The sequence below is a fragment of the Nocardioides alpinus genome (assembly GCF_900112035.1).
Taxonomy (GTDB): domain Bacteria; phylum Actinomycetota; class Actinomycetes; order Propionibacteriales; family Nocardioidaceae; genus Nocardioides; species Nocardioides alpinus.
Window position 1 is genome coordinate 52537 of the sequence record NZ_FOKC01000001.1, and the last position, 21898, is coordinate 74434.

21 protein-coding genes, 1 other RNA gene and 1 riboswitch are annotated in these 21898 nt (G+C 70.9%); of the genes, 6 read left to right on the plus strand and 16 right to left on the minus strand.

Annotated features, from left to right (window positions below; translation table 11 throughout):
* The first annotated feature begins 19 nt into the window (after nt 1-19).
* Nucleotides 20-646 (plus strand): TetR/AcrR family transcriptional regulator, encoded by a 627-nt coding sequence (locus BM127_RS00315; protein WP_091192937.1) that lies wholly within the window; start codon nt 20-22, stop codon nt 644-646.
* Here BM127_RS00315 and BM127_RS00320 read toward each other — a convergent pair.
* From BM127_RS00320 to BM127_RS00330, 3 genes are all read right to left on the minus strand, one after another.
* Nucleotides 630-1655 (minus strand): DUF3048 domain-containing protein, encoded by a 1026-nt coding sequence (locus BM127_RS00320; protein ID WP_157829629.1) that lies wholly within the window; start codon nt 1653-1655, stop codon nt 630-632. The two genes, BM127_RS00315 and BM127_RS00320, sit on opposite strands and share 17 nt — an antisense overlap.
* Before the next feature lie 139 nt (nt 1656-1794).
* Nucleotides 1795-2322: a C40 family peptidase gene (locus tag BM127_RS00325; RefSeq protein ID WP_091192941.1), complete on the minus strand. Its 528-nt coding sequence runs from the start codon at nt 2320-2322 to the stop codon at nt 1795-1797.
* 5 nt (nt 2323-2327) lie between these two features.
* Nucleotides 2328-2523, minus strand: a riboswitch (cyclic di-AMP (ydaO/yuaA leader).
* A gap of 108 nt (nt 2524-2631) precedes the next feature.
* Nucleotides 2632-3399: an SDR family NAD(P)-dependent oxidoreductase gene (locus BM127_RS00330; protein ID WP_091192944.1), complete on the minus strand. Its 768-nt coding sequence runs from the start codon at nt 3397-3399 to the stop codon at nt 2632-2634.
* Nucleotides 3400-3485: 86 nt separating this feature from the next.
* On the opposite strand from BM127_RS00330, the gene BM127_RS00335 reads away from it, so the two are divergent.
* On the plus strand, nt 3486-4550 hold the full coding sequence (locus BM127_RS00335) for a phosphatase PAP2 family protein (protein ID WP_091192946.1): 1065 nt from the start codon (nt 3486-3488) through the stop codon (nt 4548-4550).
* A gap of 12 nt (nt 4551-4562) precedes the next feature.
* Here BM127_RS00335 and BM127_RS00340 read toward each other — a convergent pair whose 3' ends face one another.
* Nucleotides 4563-4979 carry an HIT family protein gene (locus BM127_RS00340; protein WP_091192949.1) on the minus strand — a complete coding sequence of 139 codons (417 nt, stop codon included), beginning with the start codon at nt 4977-4979 and terminating at the stop codon, nt 4563-4565.
* 16 nt (nt 4980-4995) lie between these two features.
* Nucleotides 4996-7428, minus strand: a complete 2433-nt coding sequence (uvrA, locus tag BM127_RS00345) for an excinuclease ABC subunit UvrA (RefSeq protein ID WP_091192951.1) — start codon at nt 7426-7428, stop codon at nt 4996-4998.
* A 116-nt stretch (nt 7429-7544) separates the two neighbouring features.
* On the opposite strand from uvrA, the gene BM127_RS00350 reads away from it, so the two are divergent.
* Together BM127_RS00350 and BM127_RS00355 are read left to right on the plus strand one after the other, a co-directional pair.
* A complete protein-coding gene (locus tag BM127_RS00350; protein ID WP_091192954.1) occupies nt 7545-8951 on the plus strand; it encodes a hypothetical protein in 1407 nt (468 codons plus the stop codon).
* A 9-nt stretch (nt 8952-8960) separates the two neighbouring features.
* Entirely contained in the window at nt 8961-9833 is an 873-nt protein-coding gene (locus BM127_RS00355) for a cobalamin-binding protein (protein ID WP_091192957.1), read from the plus strand.
* A 7-nt stretch (nt 9834-9840) separates the two neighbouring features.
* On the opposite strand, the gene BM127_RS00360 is transcribed toward BM127_RS00355, so the two are convergent.
* The 3 genes from BM127_RS00360 to BM127_RS00370 are packed head-to-tail and all read right to left on the minus strand — an operon-like array spanning nt 9841 to nt 12103.
* Nucleotides 9841-10305, minus strand: coding sequence for a GNAT family N-acetyltransferase (locus BM127_RS00360; RefSeq protein WP_139227526.1), 465 nt, complete (start codon nt 10303-10305; stop codon nt 9841-9843).
* 5 nt (nt 10306-10310) lie between these two features.
* Nucleotides 10311-10952, minus strand: a complete 642-nt coding sequence (locus BM127_RS00365; protein WP_091192962.1) for a response regulator — start codon at nt 10950-10952, stop codon at nt 10311-10313.
* The gene (locus tag BM127_RS00370; protein WP_157829630.1) at nt 10949-12103 is read right to left on the minus strand and encodes a sensor histidine kinase; all 1155 of its coding nucleotides are present in this window, start codon (nt 12101-12103) and stop codon (nt 10949-10951) included. Before BM127_RS00370 ends, BM127_RS00365 begins: the two co-directional genes overlap by 4 nt.
* Nucleotides 12104-12310: 207 nt before the next feature.
* On the opposite strand from BM127_RS00370, the gene BM127_RS00375 reads away from it, so the two are divergent.
* Together BM127_RS00375 and BM127_RS00380 are read left to right on the plus strand one after the other, a co-directional pair.
* Complete coding sequence (locus tag BM127_RS00375; RefSeq protein ID WP_091192965.1) at nt 12311-13153, plus strand: CPBP family intramembrane glutamic endopeptidase; 843 nt, start codon at nt 12311-12313, stop codon at nt 13151-13153.
* Nucleotides 13154-13246: 93 nt separating this feature from the next.
* Nucleotides 13247-14419 carry a glycoside hydrolase family 6 protein gene (locus tag BM127_RS00380; protein ID WP_157829631.1) on the plus strand — a complete coding sequence of 391 codons (1173 nt, stop codon included), beginning with the start codon at nt 13247-13249 and terminating at the stop codon, nt 14417-14419.
* Nucleotides 14420-14485: 66 nt separating this feature from the next.
* Here BM127_RS00380 and ssrA read toward each other — a convergent pair.
* The 8 genes from ssrA to prfB form a co-directional block, all read right to left on the minus strand.
* Nucleotides 14486-14856, minus strand: a transfer-messenger RNA (tmRNA) gene (ssrA, locus tag BM127_RS00385).
* A gap of 76 nt (nt 14857-14932) precedes the next feature.
* The gene (locus BM127_RS00390) at nt 14933-16234 is read right to left on the minus strand and encodes a hemolysin family protein (protein ID WP_091192970.1); all 1302 of its coding nucleotides are present in this window, start codon (nt 16232-16234) and stop codon (nt 14933-14935) included.
* Between the two features lie 35 nt (nt 16235-16269).
* Nucleotides 16270-17136, minus strand: coding sequence for an amidohydrolase family protein (locus tag BM127_RS00395; RefSeq protein WP_091192973.1), 867 nt, complete (start codon nt 17134-17136; stop codon nt 16270-16272).
* The gene (gene smpB / locus BM127_RS00400) at nt 17136-17615 is read right to left on the minus strand and encodes an SsrA-binding protein SmpB (protein ID WP_091192975.1); all 480 of its coding nucleotides are present in this window, start codon (nt 17613-17615) and stop codon (nt 17136-17138) included. Before smpB ends, BM127_RS00395 begins: the two co-directional genes overlap by 1 nt.
* 27 nt (nt 17616-17642) lie before the next feature.
* Nucleotides 17643-18875: a M23 family metallopeptidase gene (locus BM127_RS00405; protein WP_091192978.1), complete on the minus strand. Its 1233-nt coding sequence runs from the start codon at nt 18873-18875 to the stop codon at nt 17643-17645.
* A gap of 87 nt (nt 18876-18962) precedes the next feature.
* Nucleotides 18963-19874: a permease-like cell division protein FtsX gene (ftsX, locus tag BM127_RS00410; protein WP_091192980.1), complete on the minus strand. Its 912-nt coding sequence runs from the start codon at nt 19872-19874 to the stop codon at nt 18963-18965.
* Nucleotides 19875-19930: 56 nt separating this feature from the next.
* Entirely contained in the window at nt 19931-20620 is a 690-nt protein-coding gene (ftsE, locus tag BM127_RS00415; protein WP_091192983.1) for a cell division ATP-binding protein FtsE, read from the minus strand.
* A gap of 59 nt (nt 20621-20679) precedes the next feature.
* On the minus strand, nt 20680-21795 hold the full coding sequence (gene prfB, locus BM127_RS00420) for a peptide chain release factor 2 (protein WP_091192985.1): 1116 nt from the start codon (nt 21793-21795) through the stop codon (nt 20680-20682).
* Between the last annotated feature and the right edge of the window lie 103 nt (nt 21796-21898).

Below are 21898 nucleotides of genomic sequence, written 5' to 3' on the forward strand. Positions count from 1 at the left end.
GGTCACCTAGGCTGCGCCCATGACTCGGCGTGCGCGCTTCTCGGCCTCCACCAAGCGTGCCCTCGTCGACGTCGCGGAGCGGCTCTTCACCGAGAACGGCTACACCGCGACCTCGCTCGACGCGATCGTCGGGGGCGCCGACGTCACCAAGGGCGCGCTCTACCACCACTTCAGCGGCAAGCAGGCGATCTTCGAGGCCGCCTTCGAGCGGGTGGAGTCGCGCGCGACCAGCGGGATCTCCCGGGCCACCGACGGGCACAAGGACCCGTGGGACAAGGCCCAGGCCGGGCTGCGCGCGTTCCTCACCGCGGTGCAGGAGCCGGCCTACCGGCAGATCGTCATCTCCGACGGCCCCTCGGTGCTGGGGCACGAGCGGTTCCGCGAGCAGGAGGAGCGCTCGACGTACGCCATCGTCGACGAGATCGTCCGCTCCGCGCTGGACACCGACGCGTGGGAACTCGACGACGCCATGCTCGACACGTTCACCCGCATCTTCTTCGGGGCGATGTCCGCCGCCGGCGGGTCCGTGGCGGCGAGCGACGACCCGGCGTCCGCGGCGCTCCGGGTGGAGACCGCGATCGGCTTCATCCTGGCCGGCCTCCAGCACCAGCTGGAGAGCGGCGCGGGGCCTACTTCGCGAACGTGAGGTCGCCGTTGACGGCCGGGACCAGCTCGACCCACACGTGACCGGCCGGCACGGCGAGGTCGCCGTCCTTGGTCGACAGCTCGATGGCGCCGGTCAGCCCGTCCTTGGTCCAGGTGCCCCGGATCACGCGGCCGCCGTGGAAGAGCAGCGCGGCGCCCTTGCCCTCGAACTTGGTCTCGGGAACGGGGTAACCAGCCGGGTCGCGGTAGCCGGCGTCGCCCACCTTGACCCGCAGCACCAGCACGGAGTCGGCCGGGAACCGGTCGCCCTCGGCGGCGTAGGAGTCGGTGTTGACGTAGCCGCCGTCCTGGAACTGCCACGAGGTCGAGTGCGCGCCGAAGTCGGCGGTCAGGGTGCTCGCCTTGCCGCCCCTGGGCAGGTCGGCCTCGGTGCCCCACGGCAGATAGGCCGGCGGCTCCTCCTCGACCTTGAGCCGCTTGGAGATCTCGCCGAGGCGGGCGAAGAGGTTGTAGGGGGCAGACCGCGAGGTCTCGCGGTAGACACCCGCATCGCCCTCCGTGATCCACGGGATCCCGGCACCGTCGATCCGGTTGATCGTGACCGGCGCAGCGCCACTCGTCACGACGGTCGCACCCTCCGGCACGATGCCGATGTCGCTGGCGCGCATGGAGCGCACCGGGCCGATGTTGGCCGGGACCTTGGAGTAGTAGAACGCCGCAAGGCGCGTGTATCCGCCCTCGACGAGCTCCTCGACGACCAGGTCCGCCGAGCCGAGCCCGACCTGCGGGGCGCTCGAGGAGGTGTTGTCGACCTTCGTGACGATGACCGGGTGCTTCGGGGCATTGCCCGTGCGCTCGAGACCCGTCAGCGGCCAGTAGGTCGGCTCGGGCGGCGCCTCGGTCGTCTCGGAGGAGGTGGGTTCGGACGGAGCGGCCTCGGCGGGCGTCTCCTCGTCGTCCCCGCCACCGCAGCCGGCGAGGAGCAGCGAGGCCGCGACGAGCGCGGCGACGACTGCCTTGGACGAGGACGGGTGAAGACGGTGACGCACGGGGAGCTCCGATCCAGCGGGGGTGTCGAGCGGTGGTTCTGGCACAAAGTGTGGGGGCGCGCCTTCGACGATCCGCGAAGGCGCGCCACAGGGTAGATCAGCAGGAACTGCCTACCAATCCGAGCCTGTCACCCCCTTCTCAGGCCCGGCGCAACGTGCCGCCGAACCAGCTGGACGTCCACGGCACGGCCACCCGGACCCGCTGGCCCGAGCCGGGCGAGTGCACCATGACGGCGTGCCCGCGCGACCAGCGCAGGAAGATCGCCGCGTGGTAGACGCCGCCGCTGCCGTAGAAGAACATCAGGTCGCCGGCGCGCATGTCGGACTTGGCGATCCGGCGGGTGAAACCGGCCTGGGCGCCCGACGTACGCGGCACGGAGAAGCCGGCGCGGCGGTAGCTGTACTGGATGAGGCCCGAGCAGTCGAAGCGGTCGGGCCCCGCCGCCCCGTAGGCGTAGGCGTCACCGCGCTGGCGCAGGGCGGTGTCACGGGCACTGAGCACCCGGGCGCTGACCTTGCGGGCAGCGGTGGCCTTGCTGGTGACGCCGGCCGTGCCGGTGGCGCCGTCCGCGGCGGTGGCCGGCGGGGCGGTCATCGTGGTGGCGCTGAGGCCGAGACCGGCCAGGGCGAGCGCGCAGGCTCGCGCCGTACGAGAAGTCGCAGGCATGGAGGTGTTCCTTTCCCACGCCTGTGAGGTGAGCTGTCGGGTTGGGACTGGAAAGTGCCCCGCCGCCCTGCGGCGACTTCACCCCGAGCCGACGCGTGCACACGTGCACGGACCGGCGTGGAACCTGTGGGTCCCCCACTCCTGCCCTCGTATGTTCTCGGGGGTCCGCTCCGGTCGGGCAGGACTCGGCGTTGTCCGGTGCGGGTGGGTCTCTCGACCGCCGACCAAGGTAGGCACGTCCACGGGGCAGGGCAAAACGCATCACGGCCCCGACCCGCATGTCTGCAGGTCAGGGCCGTGATCTGGGTCTCATCCGAGCTTGCGCCCACCGTCGACGTAGAGCGTCTGGCCTGTGATGAAGGACGCATCGTCGCTGCACAGGAAGGCGGCCGCAGCAGCGATGTCCTCGGGCTGCCCGACACGTCGTACGGGCGTGGCCTCGGCGTTGACGCGCTGCAGCTCCTCGGGCTCCATCTTGAGACGCCGCGCGGTGGCGTCGGTCATCTCGGTGACGATGAAGCCGGGGGCGATCGCGTTGGCGGTGATGCCGAACGGGCCGAGCTCGATGCCGAGCGTGCGGGTCAGCCCCTGGATGCCCATCTTGGCCGCGGAGTAGTTGGCCTGGCCGCGGTTGCCCAGCGCGGAGACGCTGGAGAGGTTGAGGATCTTGCCGTACTTCTGCTCCACGAACCGCGACTGGGCTGCCTTGGTCATGTTGAAGACGCCCTTGAGGTGGACGCCCATCACCATGTCCCAGTCCTCCTCGGTCATCTTGAAGAGCAGGTTGTCGCGGGTGACACCGGCGTTGTTGACGAGGATGTGGATCCCACCGAGCTCGTCGACGACGCGCTGCACGGCCGCCTCCGCGGCTGAGCCGTCCACGACGTCGCAGCCCACGCCGATCGCCCTCGCCCCGTCCGCCAGCTCGAGCCGGGAGGCGGCGTCCTGGGCGGCGGACTCGTCGAGGTCGAGGATCGCGACGGACGAACCCTCGGTGGCGAAGCGCTGGGCGATGCCGAAGCCGATGCCTCGCGCTGCTCCGGTGATGACGGCGACGCGGCGGTCGAAACGACCCATGGGGACTCCTTGAGATCGGGGTGTGCGAGGTCCAGGTGGAACGGTCCACCGAGGCTACCGGTGCCGATTGTCGCTACGGTGTGCGGATGGGTCGGGGGGAGTTCCGCGCCGCGGCCGTCGTGGCGGCCGTGATGGCCGTCCTGGCGGCGCTGGTCGCATGGACCCACCACCTGCCGCTGCGCGATCCTGACGGCGCGTCCCTGCCGACCTGGTTCCGGCTGCCGGTGATCGTGGCCTCGGCGGTCGCGCTGGACGTCGCCACCCGCTGGGTCCTGCTCGTACGTCGTGGAGGCACCGCACCCGCCGATGCCCTCCGCGCGGTGGTGGTCGAGCGCTGGAACCGCGACCAGATCCGGTTCACCGTGAGCGGGCTGGTGACCTGGTACGTCGCCTACGTCGCCTTCCGCAACCTCAAGAGCTACGTCCCGTTCGTGACCGACCGGTTGGCCGATCCCGAGCTGGCCCGGATCGACCGGTTCCTGTGGTTCGGCCACGACCCGGCCGTCCTCCTGCACGACGTGCTCGGCACGTCGTGGGCCAACTGGCTGATGGCGGCGGTCTACCTGATCTGGATCGGCCTGGTGCCGGCCACCCTGGCCATCGCACTGGTGTGGACCCGGAGGTCGACGGCCGGCGCCTGGTACGTCACCGCCATCTCCCTCGACTGGTGCCTGGGCGCTGCCCTCTACTACGCCGTTCCGTCGCTCGGCCCGACGTACTCCCGTCCCGAGTGGTTCGCCTCGCTGCCCCACACGCCCAACACCTCGGTGCGCGACACCCTGCTGGCCGACCGGATCGAGGTCCTCTCCGGCCCCTGGGACACCAACACCGTGCAGACGATTGCCGCCTTCGCGTCGCTGCACGTGGCCGTGATGGTCACGATCTGCCTGGTCGCCGAGGCGATGCGGCTGCCGATCGCGGTCCGGGCGGCCGCGTGGACGTTCCTCGGGCTCACCAGCGTGGCCACGATCTACCTCGGGTGGCACTTCTTCGTGGACGTCCTCGCCGGGGTGCTCGTCGGCGCGGCAGCCGTCGTGCTCGCGGCGAAGGCGACCGGCAATCCCCTGCGGCGACGCGACGAGCCGTGGACGTTCCGCACGTTGCCCGAGGTGTCGTCGGAGTCCGACCCGGTCCCGGGCCGCAGCGGCTGACACCCCTTCGACTCACCCGGCGCCGAGGGCCGCCCTCAGGCGCTCGGCGTACGTCGCTGCCTCGGCGTCGGCGTACTTCGTGCGGGGCCAGAAGAAGCCGCGCAGCCCGTCGCCCTTGGTGCGCGGCACCACGTGGAGGTGCAGGTGAGGCACGGACTGGCTGACGGTGTTGTTGATCGCGACGAACGAGCCCTGTGCCCCGAGCCCGTCCTTGACCGCCGTGGCGAGTCGCTGCGCGGCGGCGAGGAACCCGTCGCGCAGCCCGGCCGGGAGGTCGGGCAGCGTCTCGACGTGCTCGCGCGGCACCAGCAGCACGTGTCCCTTGAAGACCGGACGGGTGTCGAGGAAGGCGACGAGGTCGTCGGTCTCGAGGACGACGTGGCCGGGGATCTCGCCGGAGATGATCTGGCAGAAGACGCAGTCGACCATGGCGTCAGTGTGCCCGTCAGGCCAGGTGGCGGGCCAGGTAGGGGGCGGTGGCGCTGCCGGGCGCGGCAGCGACGTCGCTCGGGGTCCCCGTGGCCACCACCCGGCCACCCTGGTCCCCACCGCCGGGCCCCAGGTCGATGACCCAGTCGGCCGTGGCGACGGTGTCCAGGTCGTGCTCGACGAGCACCACGGTGTTGCCGGCGTCGACGAGGCGGTGCAGCTGGCGCAGCAGCAGGGCGATGTCGGCCGGGTGGAGGCCCGCGGTGGGCTCGTCGAGCAGGTAGAGCGCGTGCCCTCGTCGCGCCCGTTGCAGCTCGGTCGCGAGCTTGATCCGCTGCGCCTCGCCGCCGCTGAGCTCGGTGGCCGGCTGGCCCAGGCGCAGGTAGCCGAGACCGACCTCGCGCAAGGTCTGGAGGCTGCGGGCGGCGGCCGGCACGTCGGCCAGGACATCGGCCGCCTGCTCCACCGTGAGGCCCAGCACGTCGGCGATGGTCAGGTCGTGCCAGGTGATCTCGAGGGTCTCGGCGTTGTAGCGCGCGCCGTGGCACGTCGGGCAGGGCGCGTACGTCCCGGGCAGGAAGAGCAGCTCGACCGAGACGAATCCCTCGCCCTGGCAGGTCTCGCAGCGGCCCTCGGCGACGTTGAAGGAGAACCGGCCGACGCCGTAGCCGCGGTCCCGAGCCTCGGGCGTGGCGGCGAACACCTTGCGGACCGCGTCGAAGAGGCCGGTGTAGGTCGCGAGGTTGGACCGCGGCGTGCGACCGATCGGACGCTGGTCCACGCGCACCAGGCGGTCGAAGGACTCCAGTCCCGTCACGTCGTCGACGTCGATCTCCAGCTCGGTCTCCTCGGCGTCGTCGGGGGCCTGGCCGAGGTGTCGTCGCACCAGCTCGGCCAGCACCTGGGTGACCAGCGTGGACTTGCCCGAGCCGGAGACACCGGTGACCGCGGTGAGGACGCAGAGCGGGAGGTCGACCGAGAGGTCGGACAGGTTGTGCCGGCTGACGCCGCGCAGGTGGAGCCACCCGTGAGGCGTACGACCGTGGCGCTCCAGCGGCGCGACCCGCCCGAAGAGGTGCGCCCCGGTGACCGACTCCTCGACCTGCTCGAGCCCGTCGACCGGGCCGGAGTAGAGCACCTGTCCCCCGGCCTCGCCCGCGCCCGGACCGATGTCGACGATCCAGTCGGCACGGCGTACGACGTCGAGGTCGTGCTCGACGACGAACAGGGAGTTGCCCGAGCGCTTGAGTCGGTCGAGCACCTCGAGCAGGGGCTCGGCGTCGGCGGGGTGCAGGCCGGCGGACGGCTCGTCGAGCACGTAGACGACCCCGAACAGGCCCGAGCGCAGCTGGGTGGCGATGCGCAGCCGCTGGGCCTCTCCGGGCGAGAGCGTGGTGGAGCTGCGACCCAGGGCGAGATAGCCGAGACCGAGGTCGAGCAGCACCTCGACGCGCTCCACGACGTCCCTGCAGAGCCGCACCGCCACCTCCGTCTCCCCGAGCTCGACCACCGGTCGCAGCAGGGCCACCAGATCGACGAACGAGAGCGCGTTGGTCTCGGCGATGCTCAGTCCCTGGAAGGTGACCGCGAGCGACTCGGGCCGCAGCCCGGTGCCGTGGCAGACCGGGCAGACGGTGCTGCGGACGAAGCGCATCGCCTTGTCGCGCATCATCTGGCTCCTGGTGTCGGCCAGGGTGTGGCGCACGTGCTTGCGCGCGCTCCAGAAAGTGCCGTGGTAGTCGCGCCCCGTCGTGTCGTCGGCCTCGCCGCGTCGGTCGATGAGGACGCGTGGCTGCTCGTCGGTGTAGAGCAGCCAGTCGCGGTCCTTGCGGGAGAGCTCGCGCCACGGGACGTCGACGTCGATGCCGACGGCCTTGGTCACCCGCAGCAGGTTCTTGCCCTGCCAGGCGCCGGGCCAGGCCGCGATCGCCCCGTCGCGGATGCTCAGCGACTCGTCGGGGACGAGCAGGTCCTCGGCGACGTCGTGCGCCTCGCCCAGCCCGTGACAGGTGGGGCACGCCCCGGCAGCGGTGTTCGGCGAGAACGCCTCGGCCGCCAACCGCTCCGCTCCCGCGGGGTAGGTGCCGGCCCGCGAGTAGAGCATCCGGACGAGGTTGGACAGCGTGGTCAGGGTGCCGACGCTCGAGCGCGAGCTGGGCGCGCCGCGACGCTGCTGGAGGGCCACCGCGGGTGGCAGCCCGGTGATCTCCTGCACGTGCGGTGCCCCGACCTGCTGCAGCAGCCGGCGGGCGTACGGCGCCACGGACTCGAAGTAGCGCCGCTGGGCCTCGGCGTAGAGGGTGCCGAAGGCGAGGGAGGACTTGCCGGACCCGGACACCCCCGTGAAGGCCACCATCGCGTCACGCGGGATGTCGAGGTCGACGTCACGGAGGTTGTTCTCGCTCGCTCCTCGGACGTGGACGAAGTGGTCCGTCGGGTCGTGGGTCACCTGCCATTCCTACTCGCAGGGGGAAGGGCAGCGCTCGTCGGGGGCACCGGCAGGCTGTCCACAGAAGATCACGTCGCGCCGGTGGCCTGTCGGTCCCATTGCCTATAATAGAACACATGATCGACTCCTTCCTCGACCTCGACGCAGCGGCCCTTCTGGCCGCCGCGGGTGACGTGGTGCGGGAGCGACGGCTGGCCGAGGTCCGTGATCTCGAGGTGCTGGCGCAGTGGGCCGCGATCCACTCGAGCGACCCGACCGAGGGGCCGGACGGTCGCCGTGCACGCGTCCTCGGTGACGTGCTGGTCCATCTCGGCGGCGAGGGCACGCCCCGCGTGCAGGACTTCTGCCTCGGCGAGATCGCCGTGGCGCGCGGCACCGGTGTCACGGCGACCACCCACGCGATCGCCGACGTGCTGGACCTCCAGCACCGCCTGCCCCTCACCTGGGCGGCACTGCTCGACGGTCGAGCCGAGGTCTACGTCGCGCGGCGCGTGGCGAGGCTGACGCGACACCTGCCGGCGGACAAGGTCGGTGTCGTCGACGCCGCCGTCGCGCGGATCATCGCGCACGAGGCGGGCGGTCGGGTCCTCGCCGTGGCCGAGGCGAAGATCATCGAAGCCGATCCGGCGCTCCACGACGAGCGGGTGGAGGCCGAGCGGGCCCGGCGCTACGTCGGGTTCGGGCGCACCGACGAGTTCGGCCTCCGGACCGTCATCGCGCGCATCGAGGCCGGCGACGCCGTCTGGATCGCCGCGACCGTCGAGCGCGTCGCCGAGATCCTCGCGCCGACCCACCCGCACGCCCGCGCGGACGAGCTCCGCGCCGTCGCCTTCGGGTTCCTCGCCCGTCCCGCCGAGCTGTTGCAGCTGCTGCTCGAGCACACCGAACCGACCCTGTCCGAGCCCGAGACGCCGAGCCGCTCCACCGCCTTCCCCGCTGACCTCCTCGACGCCCTGCGTGGCGCCGACCTGTCACCGCTGGCACCGAGGGCAGTGCTCTACGTCCACCTCCACGAGGCGGCTCTTCGCGGCGCGGATGCCGTTGCGCGCGTCGAGGACCTCGGACCCGTCGCCCTCTCCTCGCTCTGCAGCCTCCTGGGTGGCACGAGCTTGACGGTCCGTCCGGTGCGCGACCTGTCCTCGCGCGTGCGCTCCACCTCCTACGAGCACCCCGAGTCGCTCAAGGAGCAGACCTACCTCCGGACAGGCGGCGACTACTGGCCCTACGCCACGTCCACCAGCCGCCGCGTCGACTACGACCACCCCACGGCGTACGACGACACGGGTCCACCCCGGTCACCGCAGACCGGCTCCCACAACTCCGGCCCGCTGGGTCGACGACACCACCGCTGGAAGACGCATGCGGGCTTTCGTTCGCGCCAGTGCGGCGAGGGACGCTATGTCTGGCTGACCCCGCACGGGCTGGCCTTCCTCGTCGACCACCTCGGCACCCGGCGGATCGATCCGGGCAAGGCGCAGCAGATGTACGACGCGCCGGCCGGCGTGGACCTCTACTTCACCTAGGCTCCACGGGTGCGCATCGTCTCGCTGATCCCGTCCGCCACCGAGATCCTCTTCGCGGTCGGAGCCGGTGACGACGTGGTCGGCGTGACCTTCGAGTGCGACCACCCCCCGGCTGCGCGCGAGCGCCGGGTGGTGTCCACCTCCGCGATGCCCGAGGGGCTGACGCCGAAGGAGATCGACGACTTCGTCGCCGCGGCGATGACCGCGGGCGAGGACCTCTACCGACTCGACTCCGGCGCCCTGGCCGAGCTCGACGCGGACCTGGTCGTCACCCAGGACCTGTGTGCGGTGTGTGCCGTGGACGTCGGCACCGTCGACGACGCCCTGTCCTTCCTGGGCTGCCGTGCGGACGTCGCGACCATCGACCCCCACACCCTCGACGACGTGCTCGCGTCGATCGTCGAGGTGGGGCGCCTGACCGACCGTCGCGAAGAGGCCGCTGCAGTCGTGGCCTCGCTCGAGGAGCGCCTGGCAGTTGTTGCTGCGCGGGTGGCCGGACGTCCGCGACCCCGCGTGCTCGTCCTCGAGTGGACCGACCCACCCTTCGCCCCGGGGCACTGGATCCCCGAGATGGTCACCCGCGCCGGCGGCGAGCCGACGATCGGCGTCGCCGGGACCCGCTCGAGCCGGATCACCTGGGAGGAGGCTGTGGGTTCGCGCCCCGACCTCGTGGTGTGCGCGCCCTGCGGGTTCGACCTCGACGGCAGCACCGCGCTGGCGAAGGACGTACGTCACCGGTTCCCCGACGTGCCGGTCTGGGCCGTGGATGCCGACGGCCACTTCGCCCGACCGGGTCCGCGGCTCGTGGACGGGGTCGAGGTGCTGGCGGGGATCCTGCACCCGGAGCCGGGCCCCGCGCCGGTCCACGCCCGCCGGATCTGAGGCAGGCTCAGCCCTCTTCGTCGCGCACCAGCACGACGAACTCCCGCCCGTCGCGCGCGGCCTCGAAGGCCGCGACCCGGACGAACCCCAAGGACTCGACGACCCTCAGCGCGCGGGTGTTGAACGCCGCGACGGTGACCCGGAACGCGGCGGGCGCGAAGTGGGCACGGCCGAAGTCCAGTCCCGCCGTGATGGCAGAGCGCCCGAGCCCCTGCCCGGTGAGCGACGGACGGAGGCCGCCACCGGTGTCGAGTGCCGAGTCGTCGTAGTCCCACCCGGGCACCCGCCCGTCGGGGCCGAAGGAGCGGAACCCGACCAGGTCGTCACCGGTGAGGACTGCGTGGAAGCCGACCGCGGGCGAGAGCAGCTCGTCGGGTTCAGCTCCGACCATGTCGTAGAGGTCGTAGGGAGGGTCGTAGCGCCAGGTCGCGAGGTCTTCGGCGTGCTCGCGCGTCAGCGGTGCCAGGTGCATGACGCTCACCCTCCCAGACCCGCCCGGTGGGCGAGCATGACGAGCTGGGCGCGGTCGCGCGCCTCCAGCTTGGTGAGCAGGTGGCTCACGTGGGTCTTCACGGTCGAGTAGCTCACCACGAGCCGGTCGGCGATCTCGAGGTTCGACAACCCGAGCGCCACGGCGACAAGGACCTCGTGCTCGCGCTGGGTCAGCGGCGGCAGCGTGAGCACCGCCTTCTCCGCCCGCGCGAACCGGTCGAGCATCCGCCGGGTCACCTCGGGGGCGAGCAGGGCCTCACCGGCGGCGACGACCTCGACCGCACGCACCAGGTCCGCGGGTTCGGTGTCCTTCAGGACGAAGCCGCTGGCTCCGGCACGGAGTGCTGCGACGACGTAGTCGTCGGCGGCGAAGGTCGTCAGGACGAGGACCCGGACACCCGCGGTGATCGGGCTGGAGGTGATGTGGCGGGTGGCCTCGATGCCGTCCATCCCCGGCATCCGGATGTCCATCAGCACGACGTCGGGCAGGTGGTGCCTGGCCGCCGCCAGTGCGCCGGCCCCGTCCACGGCCTCTGCGACCACCTCGATGCCCGGCTCGGCCCCGAGGATCAGGGCGAAGCCGCTCCTGACGAGGGTTTGGTCGTCGGCCACCACGACGCGGATCACGTGGCCACCTCGCGCGGGAGCACAGCCCGCACGCGGAAGCCGCCTGCCGCCCCGGAGCCGACGCTCAGGGCGCCGTCGTACATCGCGACGCGTTCGCGCATCCCGGCGAGCCCGTGGCCGTTCGACGATCCACGAGCGGACCCGCTGCCGTCGTCGGTGACGACGACGGTGAGCGAGTCCGTGCCGTAGGCGACCTCCACCTCGGCGCGCGTCGCTACGGAGTGCTTGAGGCAGTTGGTGAGGGCTTCCTGCACGATCCGGTAGGCCGCGAGGTCGACGCCCGGCGACACGGCACCACGCTCACCCGTCACGGTCAGGATCGTCGGCAGCCCGGCCTCGCCGACCCGGGCGACCAGTGCCTCGATGTCGGACAGGGTCGGCGTGGGCGCCCTCGGTGAGGTCGTCTCCTCCTCGTCGTCGCGCAGGATGCCCAGCAGGTGGCGCATCTCGGTCATCGACCGCCGCCCGGTCTGCTCGATCTCGGCGACGGCGGCCCGGGCCCGGGTGGCGTCACCGGTGTCCAGCAGCCGTCCCGCAGCGCCCGCCTGCACAACCATCACGCTCATCGAGTGGCCGAGCACGTCGTGCAGCTCGCGGGTGATGCGGAGTCGCTCCTGGGTGGTGGCGGCCCGGACGTCCACGACGGCGCGCTCGCGACGGTCGCGGACACCCGTGCCGAGCAGCAGCACCGCGCCGAAGGCAGCCGCGTTGATGACCGCGCCCTCGCTGCTGAGGTCGACGGGATCGAGGAACCACGTCAGCACGAGCGCCACTGCCACGACCGCCGCAGCCCAGTGGGCCGTACGGGTCGTCGCGTGGGCAGCCGCGGTGTACGCCGCCACGATCGGGCCGAGGGTGGCGGCGCCGACGGTGCCGTCGATCACGACCAGGCCGAGGACGCCCGCCAGCGTGAGGAGGAGCGTCACCAGAGGCCAGCGCCTGCGCAGCGCCAGGCTCCCCACGGCCAGCACCGTGAGCGCCACGGTCAGCGCACCGTCCTCGCGGTTCGCCGCGACCGACTCGGACCCACCGAGGTTGACGACCAGCGCCAGGCCCAGGCAGGCAGCGGCGAGGAGGACGTCGAACGCGAGGCGTCCCTGCGGACCTGCGGTGGCTCGTCGGAGGCGTTCGATCGTGCGATCAGCGGTCACGGTCATCGCGTCCTGCCTGGTGGGGTGCACTCACCCTAGGTCCGTCTCGAGGTGACCCGCCTCGGTCTGGAGAGTGAGAACCCCACCGGGATCCGGCTCCCCAGTACCGCTCCGGGTCGGGCCCGGGGCCTGATACCCGCGGGGCCCGGGTCGCGGGAGCGTGGCGAAGGCGGTTCCGACCGGTGCCGCACGACCCAGGGAGACCCGATGGCCATCCCCACCCAGCTCGTCCGGAGATGTCCGATCTCCACCTTCGCCGTGCTCGCCTGCGTCCTCGGATGGATGCCCTACATCCTGGCCGGGGTGGGCATCGGCAGCCATCCGGAGAACATACCTCTCGGGCCGGCCCTCGCAGCCCTGGTGGTCACGTCCTGCCAGGGACGGGAGGCGTTGCGGGCGTGGGGCCGGTCCCTGCGCCGGTGGGCCGCCTCGCCCTGGTTGTACACCCTGGCCGTCCTGGCGCCGATCGTCCTGCACGTCTCCATCGTGCTCGTCAACCACGCGCTGGGGGCGCCGCTGCCGACGGCGACGCAGCTCGGCGCGTGGCCCGAGGTCCCCGTGACCTTCCTGGTCATGCTGGTCATGGTCGGCCTCGGCGAGGAAGCGGGCTGGACCGCGTTCGCCGCACCCGTCCTGCTGCGACGCTTCGGTCTGCTCGGGGCGTTCGCGGTGCTGGCTCCCCTGCGGATCCTCTGGCACCTGCCGTTGATGATCACCGGCGACATGCCGGTAGTGGTGGGCATCCTGGGCAACGCCGGCTTCCAGCTGATCGTGCTCCTGATGGTGCGACACCACCGCGGGAGCTGGACGTTGGCCGCTGTGTGGCACGCCACCCTCAACGCGTTCGGCGGAGCCTTCTTCTTCTCCATGGTCACCGGCCCCGACCGGGACCGGCTCGACCTGCTCCTCGGTCTCGAGTACGCCCTGGTGGCGGTCGTCGCGCTCGCCCTGACCTACGTGTTCTCCGGGCGCAGCCACAGCTCGGGGGCCGTGGCTGGTGGCGCGGCCGCGGCCGCGCCTCGCAGCGAGCACCAGAGCCTCGTGGGCTAGCAGAAATGCTCAAAACGGAGCGGCGGGCGCACCGGCTCCCGCACCATGGGGCGACCGCCGACCTCGGAAGGAACCGCCGTACAGGCGCACGCCATGGACCTCGTCACCTTCGCCCGCACCCTCGCCTGCGCGATCCTCCTCGTGACTCCCGCGGCAGTGCCACAGGCCGCGACAGCCGTCGAGGCAGGGCAGCCGGGCCGAGCACCCGCGTCGTCCGAGCCCGTCTGGATCGCACCCGCCGAGCCGCACCCGGAGAACCCGACGAACCCGCTGGTGCGTCGCCTGTGGGGGGTCTACCAAGGACCGCAGGACCAGGTATGGCGTCCGTACACCCGGTCGACGGGTCGGACGAGGGAGGCACTCGCGACCATCGCCGAGCGACCGCGCGCCAAGTGGTACGCCAAGTACCTCCCGGACAACCGGGTCCGGTCGACGGTGACCGACTACGTGGCCAACTCGCAGGCCGGCAACCCCGAGACCCTCGTGCAGATGGCGGTCTTCCGGATGGCGCCGTGGGAGGGCGAGGCCTGCAAGCGGCCCACCACGGCCAAGGAGGCCGCCAGCTACCGCACGTGGATCCAGGAGCTCGCGGCCGGCATCGGGAGCGCGCACACCCTCGTCGTCATGCAGCCCGACGGTCCGTTCCTGCTGTGCGCGCCCGACCGCGCGGTGAAGTCCGAGCTGCTCACGTGGGCGACGCAGACCCTCAGCGCCCTGCCGAACACCAGCGTCTACATCGACGCCGGCGCGGCCGACTGGTGCGAGAACGGCACCGCCCAGGAGTCCTTCCGCTGCGCGAAGATCCTCGAGCTCAGCGGCATCCAGTACGCCCGGGGGTTCGCCCTCGACTCCACCCACTACACGGGTCCGGTCGAGAACATCGACCGCGGCATGGAGATCATCGCCGAGCTGGTGGCCGACGGCTACGCCGCGCCGCACTTCATCGTCGACACCGCGAAGTCCGGGCGCCCCACGATGTGGCGCGACATGGTGTCCGCGACCCCCAAGGGCCTGCGCAACAACGCGCGCACCTGCACCGGCCGCACGATGACGCGGTGCGTGACCCTCGGCATCCCGCCGACGCCACGTCCGGCCGACCCCCAGTGGGGACTGCCGGCACTGCAGCGCCAGCAGGCGGCCCAGTACGTCGACGGGTTCGTCTGGTTCGGCCGGCCGTGGCTGTTCAACCAGGCCGACCCGTTCGTGAAGAGCCGCGCCCTGGACATGGCGGCCAGCACGCCGTGGACGGCGACCGGCCCGCGCTAGCGCTGTTCACGCACGAGAGCCGCTCCGACGGGTGTCGGAGCGGCTCTCGTCTCAAGAGGGCTAGCGCAGTGGAGCTGCGGGGAATCGAACCCCGGTCCTCGAGCGTCGAACCAGGTCTTCTCCGGGTGCAGTCAGTGATGTCGCTTTTCTCGGCCCCGGCGCTCGCACAGACACGTCGCCGACAGGCCCAGTCAGGATTGAGTCCCGATCACCCCTCCTGACAGAGAGTGATCAGCAAGTCCCCTAGATGAGGCCTGGGTCCGGGACGGAGACGGGTGCCCGGTCAGACCCTTCGATCACTGCTCAGGCAGCGAGAGCGAAGTCGTTGCGCTTGGAGTTGGCAACTATAAGTTTCCAGCGATCGTTTACGAGATGACGCTGGCTTCTCGACCCGCTTCCCCTGGAACTAACGTCCCAAGTCGAAACCGATCAGCCCCTCTTGTGTTGTCAAGCAGACCGACGTGCATGGCCTGCACCCACAGTCTATCGGGCACAACCGACCAGCGGCGAACGCTATTCCGGATCGAGGGGCTCGGGAGCCCCGCCGGCGGGCGCGGGCGCATGGACGCGGATCCGGGTGATGCGGTGCCCGTCGACCTGGGCGACCTCCAGCACGTGGTCGCCGACGACCACCCGGTCGCCCTCGACCGACATCCGGGCCAGGGCGTGGAGCACGAAGCCGGCGACGGTCTCGTAGGGCCCGTCGGCGAGCTCGACCCCCGTACGCTCGCCGAACTCCTCGATGGTCACGCCGGCGTCGACGGTCTCGGGGTCGGCGGAGGCGGCGATGTCGGCGTCGCGGTCGTACTCGTCGTGGATCTCGCCCACGAGCTCCTCCATCAGGTCCTCGAGCGTGACGATGCCGTCGGTGCCGCCGTACTCGTCGACGACGAGCGCGATGTGGGCGCCGAGGCGACGCAGCTGGTCGATGGAGGGCAGGACCCGGTTGGTGCGCGGCAGCACGGGCAGGTCCCGCACGATGTCCGCGACCGTGCGCGTGCGGTCCTCCGAGTGGCCGAGCACGTCGCGCAGGTGCAGGTAGCCCAGGATCTCGTCGAACGACTCGCCCGTCACGGGGTAGCGCGTGTAGGGCTCGGTGACGATCACACGGACCGCGTCGGCGAGCGTCAGGTCGCCGGCGAGGAAGACCACGTCACCGCGGGGCTTCATCACCTCGGCCAGCGAGCGGTCGCCTGCCTCGAAGACGTCGTCGACGAGCTTGCGCTCGCCCTCGGGGATGTCCTCGTGCCCGGAGATCATCATCCGGAGCTCCTCCTCGTCGACCTCGTCGCCGGACGCGTCCGGGTTGCCGCCCAGCAGGCGCACCAGCAGGTTGGTCGAGAGCGACAGCAGCCAGATGACGGGGGTCATGACGGTGGCGAAGCCACCCAGCGGCGGGGCGAAGAGCTTCGCGACGCCGACCGAGCGCTGGAGCGCGAGGCGCTTGGGCACCAGCTCGCCGAGCACCAGCGAGAGGTAGGACACGACCAGGGTCACCACGACCAGGGACACCGTCTCGGGGGCGGGGACCCCGAGGCCCTCGAACGCGGGCGCGAAGGACGGCGCCAGCGTCGACGCACCGAAGGCCGCGGAGAAGAAGCCCGCCACGGTGACGCCGATCTGCACGGCCGCGAGGAACCGGTTGGGGTTGCGTGCGAGCGAGGCCACGGCGTGCCCGCGGCCTCCCTGGCTCTCGAGCCGGTCCACCTGGCCCGAGCGCAGCGAGACGAGGGCGATCTCGGTCGCGGCGAACACCCCGCCGACGAGGATGAAGGCGAGCACGAGCAGGACGTCGATCCAGGTTCCGGATTCCACGCGCTGAACCTATCGAGCCACCCTGAGAGGGCTCCTCAGGCCAGCAGCGCCTCGGTGTTGGACCAGCACACCGCGCGCAGCCAGTCCTCCCCCAGGTCGAGCCGCGCGAGCGCCTCGAGCTGGACGGCGTAGGGGTAGGGGATGTTCGGGAAGTCGCTGCCGAGGTGGACCTTGCCGGCGAGCCCGAGGTCCCGCAGCCGCGGCAGCAGCTCGCGCGGGTAGGCGCCGCCCATCTCCTCGAAGAACGGCGTGAACGCCATCGTGGTGTCGAGGGCGACCCGCTCGTGGGTCTCGGCGAGGCGGAGGAACTCGACGTACTCCGGCGCTCCGGCGTGCGCGATCACGAGTCGCAGTCGGGGGTGTCGCGCCAGCAGCGCTGCGACCGGCTCGGGCCCGGTGTGCTCGGTCGCGACCGGCCCGCTGCCCGCGTGCAGCACGACGGGCGTGCCGGCGTCGGCGACGATCCCCCACGCCTCGTCGAGCAGCGGGTCGGTGACGGTGAAGGCACCGACCTGGACGTGGACCTTCCAGACCTCGACCGACCGCGTGCGGGAGGCGACGTACGCCGTCACGCCGGGCTCGGGGAAGAAGGTGCCGCACACGGCGGCCTCGGGGACGCGCGCAGCGAAGTCGGCCGCCCAGTCGTTGAGGAACTCGGCCATCTCGGGCTTGTGGGCATAGGGCAGCGCGGTGAAGCGGCGTACGCCGAAGGAGCGCAGCGTCTCGACGAGCGCGTCGTCCTCGTCCCGGTAGTGCAACGGCCACGGTCGGCCGATGAGCGGCCCGGCGGCGTCGAACTGCGCGCGCACCTTGGCCATCACCCGCGGCGGGAGGAAGTGGGTGTGCAGGTCCGAGAGGCCCGGGATCCCGACCGCCTCGACGAAGGCGCGAGGGTCCGTCATCAGTCCCGGTGGCCCTTGAGCCGGCGCTGGACGGCGTCGACCTTCTCGCGGTTGGCGGTGCGCTCGGCGAGGCTGTGGCGCTTGTCGTAGGACTTCTTGCCCTTGGCCAGAGCGATCTCGACCTTGGCCCGACCGTCCTTGAAGTAGAGCGCCAGCGGGATGATCGTGTAGCCCTTGTCGGTGATCTTGCGCTCGATCTTGTCGATCTCGGCCCGGTTGAGCAGCAGCTTGCGGCGGCGACGGGCCGTGTGGTTGGTCCAGGTCCCCTGGGTGTACTCGGGGATGTGCACGCCGAGCAGCCACGCCTCGCCGTTGTCGATCTCGGCGAAGCCGTCGACGAGGGACGCGCGGCCCATCCGGAGCGACTTCACCTCGGTCCCCATGAGGACGAGGCCGGCCTCCCACGTGTCCTCGATGTGGTAGTCGTGGCGCGCCTTCTTGTTCTGCGCGACCATCTTCTGGCCCTGCTCCTTCGCCATGGATCCATTCTCCCAGAGCGTGTCCAATCAGAAGAACGGCATGGGGTCCACGGCCTGGCCGTTGGCCATGACGGTGAAGTGCAGGTGGCAGCCGGTCGACCAGCCGGTGCTGCCTTCGTAGCCGACGACCTGCCCCTCGGTGACCTGGTCGCCGACGCCCACGGTGTAGGTGGTGGCGTGGTTGTAGATCGTCGCGATGCCTTGGCCTGCCATGGCGCCGTTGTCGATGATCAACCGGTTGCCGTAGACGCCGCTGAAGTAGGACGACACGACCCGCCCGGGAGCCGCCGCGCGCAGGGGCGTACCGCAGCCGCCGCCGAAGTCGACGCCGTCGTGCAGGCCCCAGTAGTGGTAGATCGGGTGGGTGCGGTAGCCGAAGGGCGAGGTGACGTAGCCGTCGACGGGCTGGGCCAGGAGACCGGTGCTCGGGCCGGCTGCGGCGCTGCGCGCGTTGGCGCGGGCGGCACGGCGCAGGGCGGCAGCGGCGCGCTTGCGGAGCATCTCCTCGATCTTGTCCTGCTCCTTCTTGAGCCTGCGGAGCTTGGCGACGTCCTCCGCGCGGGCGGCCCGCGCCTCGACCCGGGCGTCGCGGCGCTCGATGACCAGGGACACGACCGAGTCCTTGGCGGCCTGCTGCTCGGCCTCGAGGGCCTGCATCAGCTGCAGGTGGTCGGCAGCGGCCTCACGCTGGGCGGCCACCTCGTCACGCGCGTCGGAGACCTGCTGCTCCTGGACCTCGAGGAGCACCTCGGCAGCCTTGAGCTCGTCGTAGGCCCGAGCTTCCTGGCCCACGATGACGTCGCGTACGCCGTCGCGGCGGGTGAGCTCCTCGGTGGTCTCGGCGTCCATGAGCGAGGAGAAGGCGATCAGCTCGGGGTCGCCCTCGGAGTACATGTCGGCGACGGTTGCCGCGACGCGCTGGCGCTGGTCCTCCCGGTCCACCTCGCCCTGGGCCAGCGCCGCTTCGGCGGCAACCAGCTCGGCCTCGGCCGTGACCAGCTCTGCCTGCATCTCGGCGTCGCGCTCCTGGGCGACCTCGAGCTTGCCGCGCGCGGTCGCGAGCCGGGTCTTGGCGACCGAGAGCTGCTCCTGCGCCGCACCGAGACGGGCGGCGGCCTTCTTGAGCTGCGAGCTGGACTCACCCAGGTCCTGGGTGGCGCCCTTCAGCTCGCGCTCGACCTGCTTCTGCTTGTCCTTGAGGTCGTCGGCGTGAGCCGCGGAGACGCCCAGTGCCATGACCGCGACAAGTGCTGCGGCCATGCGGCGATGAGCGGTACGGGGGAAGGAACGCACCGGGGAAGCCTTTGTGTTCGGGGAAGGGAACGCCTAGACGCTAACCCGCCCCGATCAGACTTTGAGGTATTTGCGCGTCAGCACGAGTGTCGGGAGCAACGTCAGCAGCGGACCGAGGATCGCGACCGCCCCGGCGGCGAGCCAGAACTCGTCCCAGCCGATCCACGGCACGAACTTCAGGCGGTTCTGCGAGAGCTCGGCGATGCCGAAGTACATGAAGCCCCAGAGCGCCCCGACGGCGAGCGCGACGCCGATGAGCGCGGTGACCAGCGCCTCGAGGAGGAAGGGCAGCGCGATGTAGAGCGTGGAGGCGCCCACCAGCCGCATGATGCCGATCTCCTTGCGTCTGGCGAAGGCCGCGAGCCGGATCGTGTTGGCCACCAGCAGCAGCGCTGCGAACACCAGGAAGCCTGCCGTGCCGAGCGCCACCCACTGCAGCATGTTGATGGACTCGAGGATCGGCGCCACCTGTTCTCGCATGTCGCGGACCTTGGAGACGCCGTCGAGTCCCTGCACTGCCGAGGTGATGCCTTCGTACTGCTCGGGGTCCTGCAGCGTGATCCAGATCGTCTGCGGCATGTCCTCTGCGGTGATCGCCGGGTTGTCCCCCGAGAACAGCTCGTCGCCGTAGAGCTCGCGCGCCTTGTCGAGCGCCTGCTCGCTGGACTCGAAGTGGAAGTCGTCGACCTCGGGGTTGTCCTGGACGACCTGCGAGATCTCGGTCTTCTGGGCGTCGGTCACCGCGTTGGGGCACACCGCGCTGCTGTCGTTGGTCCGGCACAGGTAGACGGTGATCTGGAGCTGGTTGCCCCAGTGGTCGGCCGCCTTCGAGGCCTGCTGGTTGAACAGCACGCCGATGCCGACCAGCGTCAGCGAGACGAACAGGGTCAGCACCACTGCGAGGTGCATGGACAAGTTGCGCCGCAGGCCCTGTCCGAGCTCGGAGTAGACGTAACGAAGCTGCATGGAGGGGAGGCTCTCGATCTGTTTGACGAGGATCCGGGGGTGAGATCCGGGGCTGATCAGTTCTGGTGGCCGTAGACGCCCTGCGCCTGGTCGCGCACGACGTGGCCGTTCTCGAGCTCGATGACGCGCTTGCGCATCTGGTCGACGATGCCGGAGTCGTGCGTGGCCATCACCACCGTCGTACCGGTGCGGTTGATGCGGTCCAGCAGCTTCATGATGCCCACGGACGTGGTGGGGTCGAGGTTTCCGGTCGGCTCGTCGGCGATCAGGATCATCGGCCGGTTGACGAAGGCGCGGGCCACGGCGACGCGCTGCTGCTCACCACCGGAGAGCTCGTCGGGCATCCGGTCGCCCTTGCCGCTCAGGCCGACCATCTCCAGCGTCTCGGGGACGAGGTCCTTGATCTCCTTGCGCGACTTGCCGATCACCTGCAGCGCGAAGGCGACGTTCTCCGTGACGGTCTTGTTGGGGAGCAGGCGGAAGTCCTGGAAGACGGTGCCGATGTCGCGGCGCAGCCGCGGGACCTTCCAGCTGGCCAGCCGGTTGATCTCCTTGCCGGCGACGTAGACCCGGCCCGAGCTGGGCCGGTACTCGCGGAGCACCAGGCGCAGGAAGGTCGACTTGCCCGAGCCCGAGGACCCGACGAGGAAGACGAACTCGCCCTTCTCGACGTCCACGGAGATGTTGTCGAGGGCGGGGTGCGGGTGGCCGGGGTAGGCCTTGGTCACCTTCTCGAAGCGAATCACGCATCGAGGCTACGTGAGGGGTGCGCGGGTTCTCGAAACGCGCGCCGCACCGGGCAGGCTCAGGCGTCGGCCTTGTCGGCTCCCCGGCGCCAGCGGATGCCGGCCTCCATGAAGTCGTCGAGGTCGCCGTCGAAGACGGCGCTCGGGTTGCCGGACTCGTGACCCGTCCGCAGGTCCTTGACGACCTGGTAGGGGTTGAGGACGTAGTTGCGCATCTGGTCGCCCCAGCTGGCCTGGACGTCGCCCTTGAGGTCCTTCTTGAGCGCGGCCTCCTCGGCCTTCTTGCGCGCGAGGAGCTTGGCCTTGAGGACGACCATCGCGGAGGCCTTGTTCTGCAGCTGCGACTTCTCGTTCTGGCAGGACACGACGATGCCGGTCGGGATGTGCGTCAGGCGCACCGCGGAGTCGGTGGTGTTGACCGACTGGCCGCCCGGGCCGCCGGAGCGGAAGACGTCGGTGCGGATCTCGTTCTCGTCGACCTCGATCTCGTCGGTCTGCTCGAGCATGGGCACCACCTCGACGGCGGCGAAGGAGGTCTGGCGGCGGCCCTGGTTGTCGAAGGGGCTGATCCGCACCAGGCGGTGCGTGCCGGCCTCGACCGAGAGCGTGCCGTAGGCGTAGGGCGCGTGGATCGCGAACTCGGCGGACTTGATGCCCGCCTCCTCGGCGTAGGAGACCTCGTAGACCTCGACGCCGTACTTGTGCTGCTCGGCCCACCGCGTGTACATCCGCATGAGCATCTCGGCGAAGTCGGCGGCGTCGACGCCACCGGCACCCGAGCGGATCGTCACGATCGCCTCGCGCTCGTCGTACTCGCCGGCGAGGAGCGTGCGGATCTCGAGGGACTCGACGGACTTCTTGATCCGGTTGAGCTCCCGCTCGGAGTCGGCCAACGAGTCGGCGTCGCCCTCGTCCTGGGCCATCTCGACCATCAGGCCGAGGTCCTCGATGCGGGACTCGAGACCGGTGAAGCGGTCGAGCTCGCCCTGCAGCGCGGAGAGGCGTCCGGTGATGCGGGTCGCGCTGTCGACGTCGTCCCAGAGGTCCGGGGCGGCGACCTGCTCGCTGAGGTCGGCGATCTCGCCGCGCATCCGGTCGATGTTGAGCACCGAGCCGACGGTCTTCATCGTCGCCTGGAGCTGCTTGATCTCTGCGTCGTAGTCGATGCCTGCCACAAGGGGCAACACTACGGCGCGGCCGTCTGGAGTGTCGAAAGCAGAGGCGGGCACCCCACCGGGCCTGTACCCGTGGTGTGCCCGCCCCTGCGGTTCGTACGCC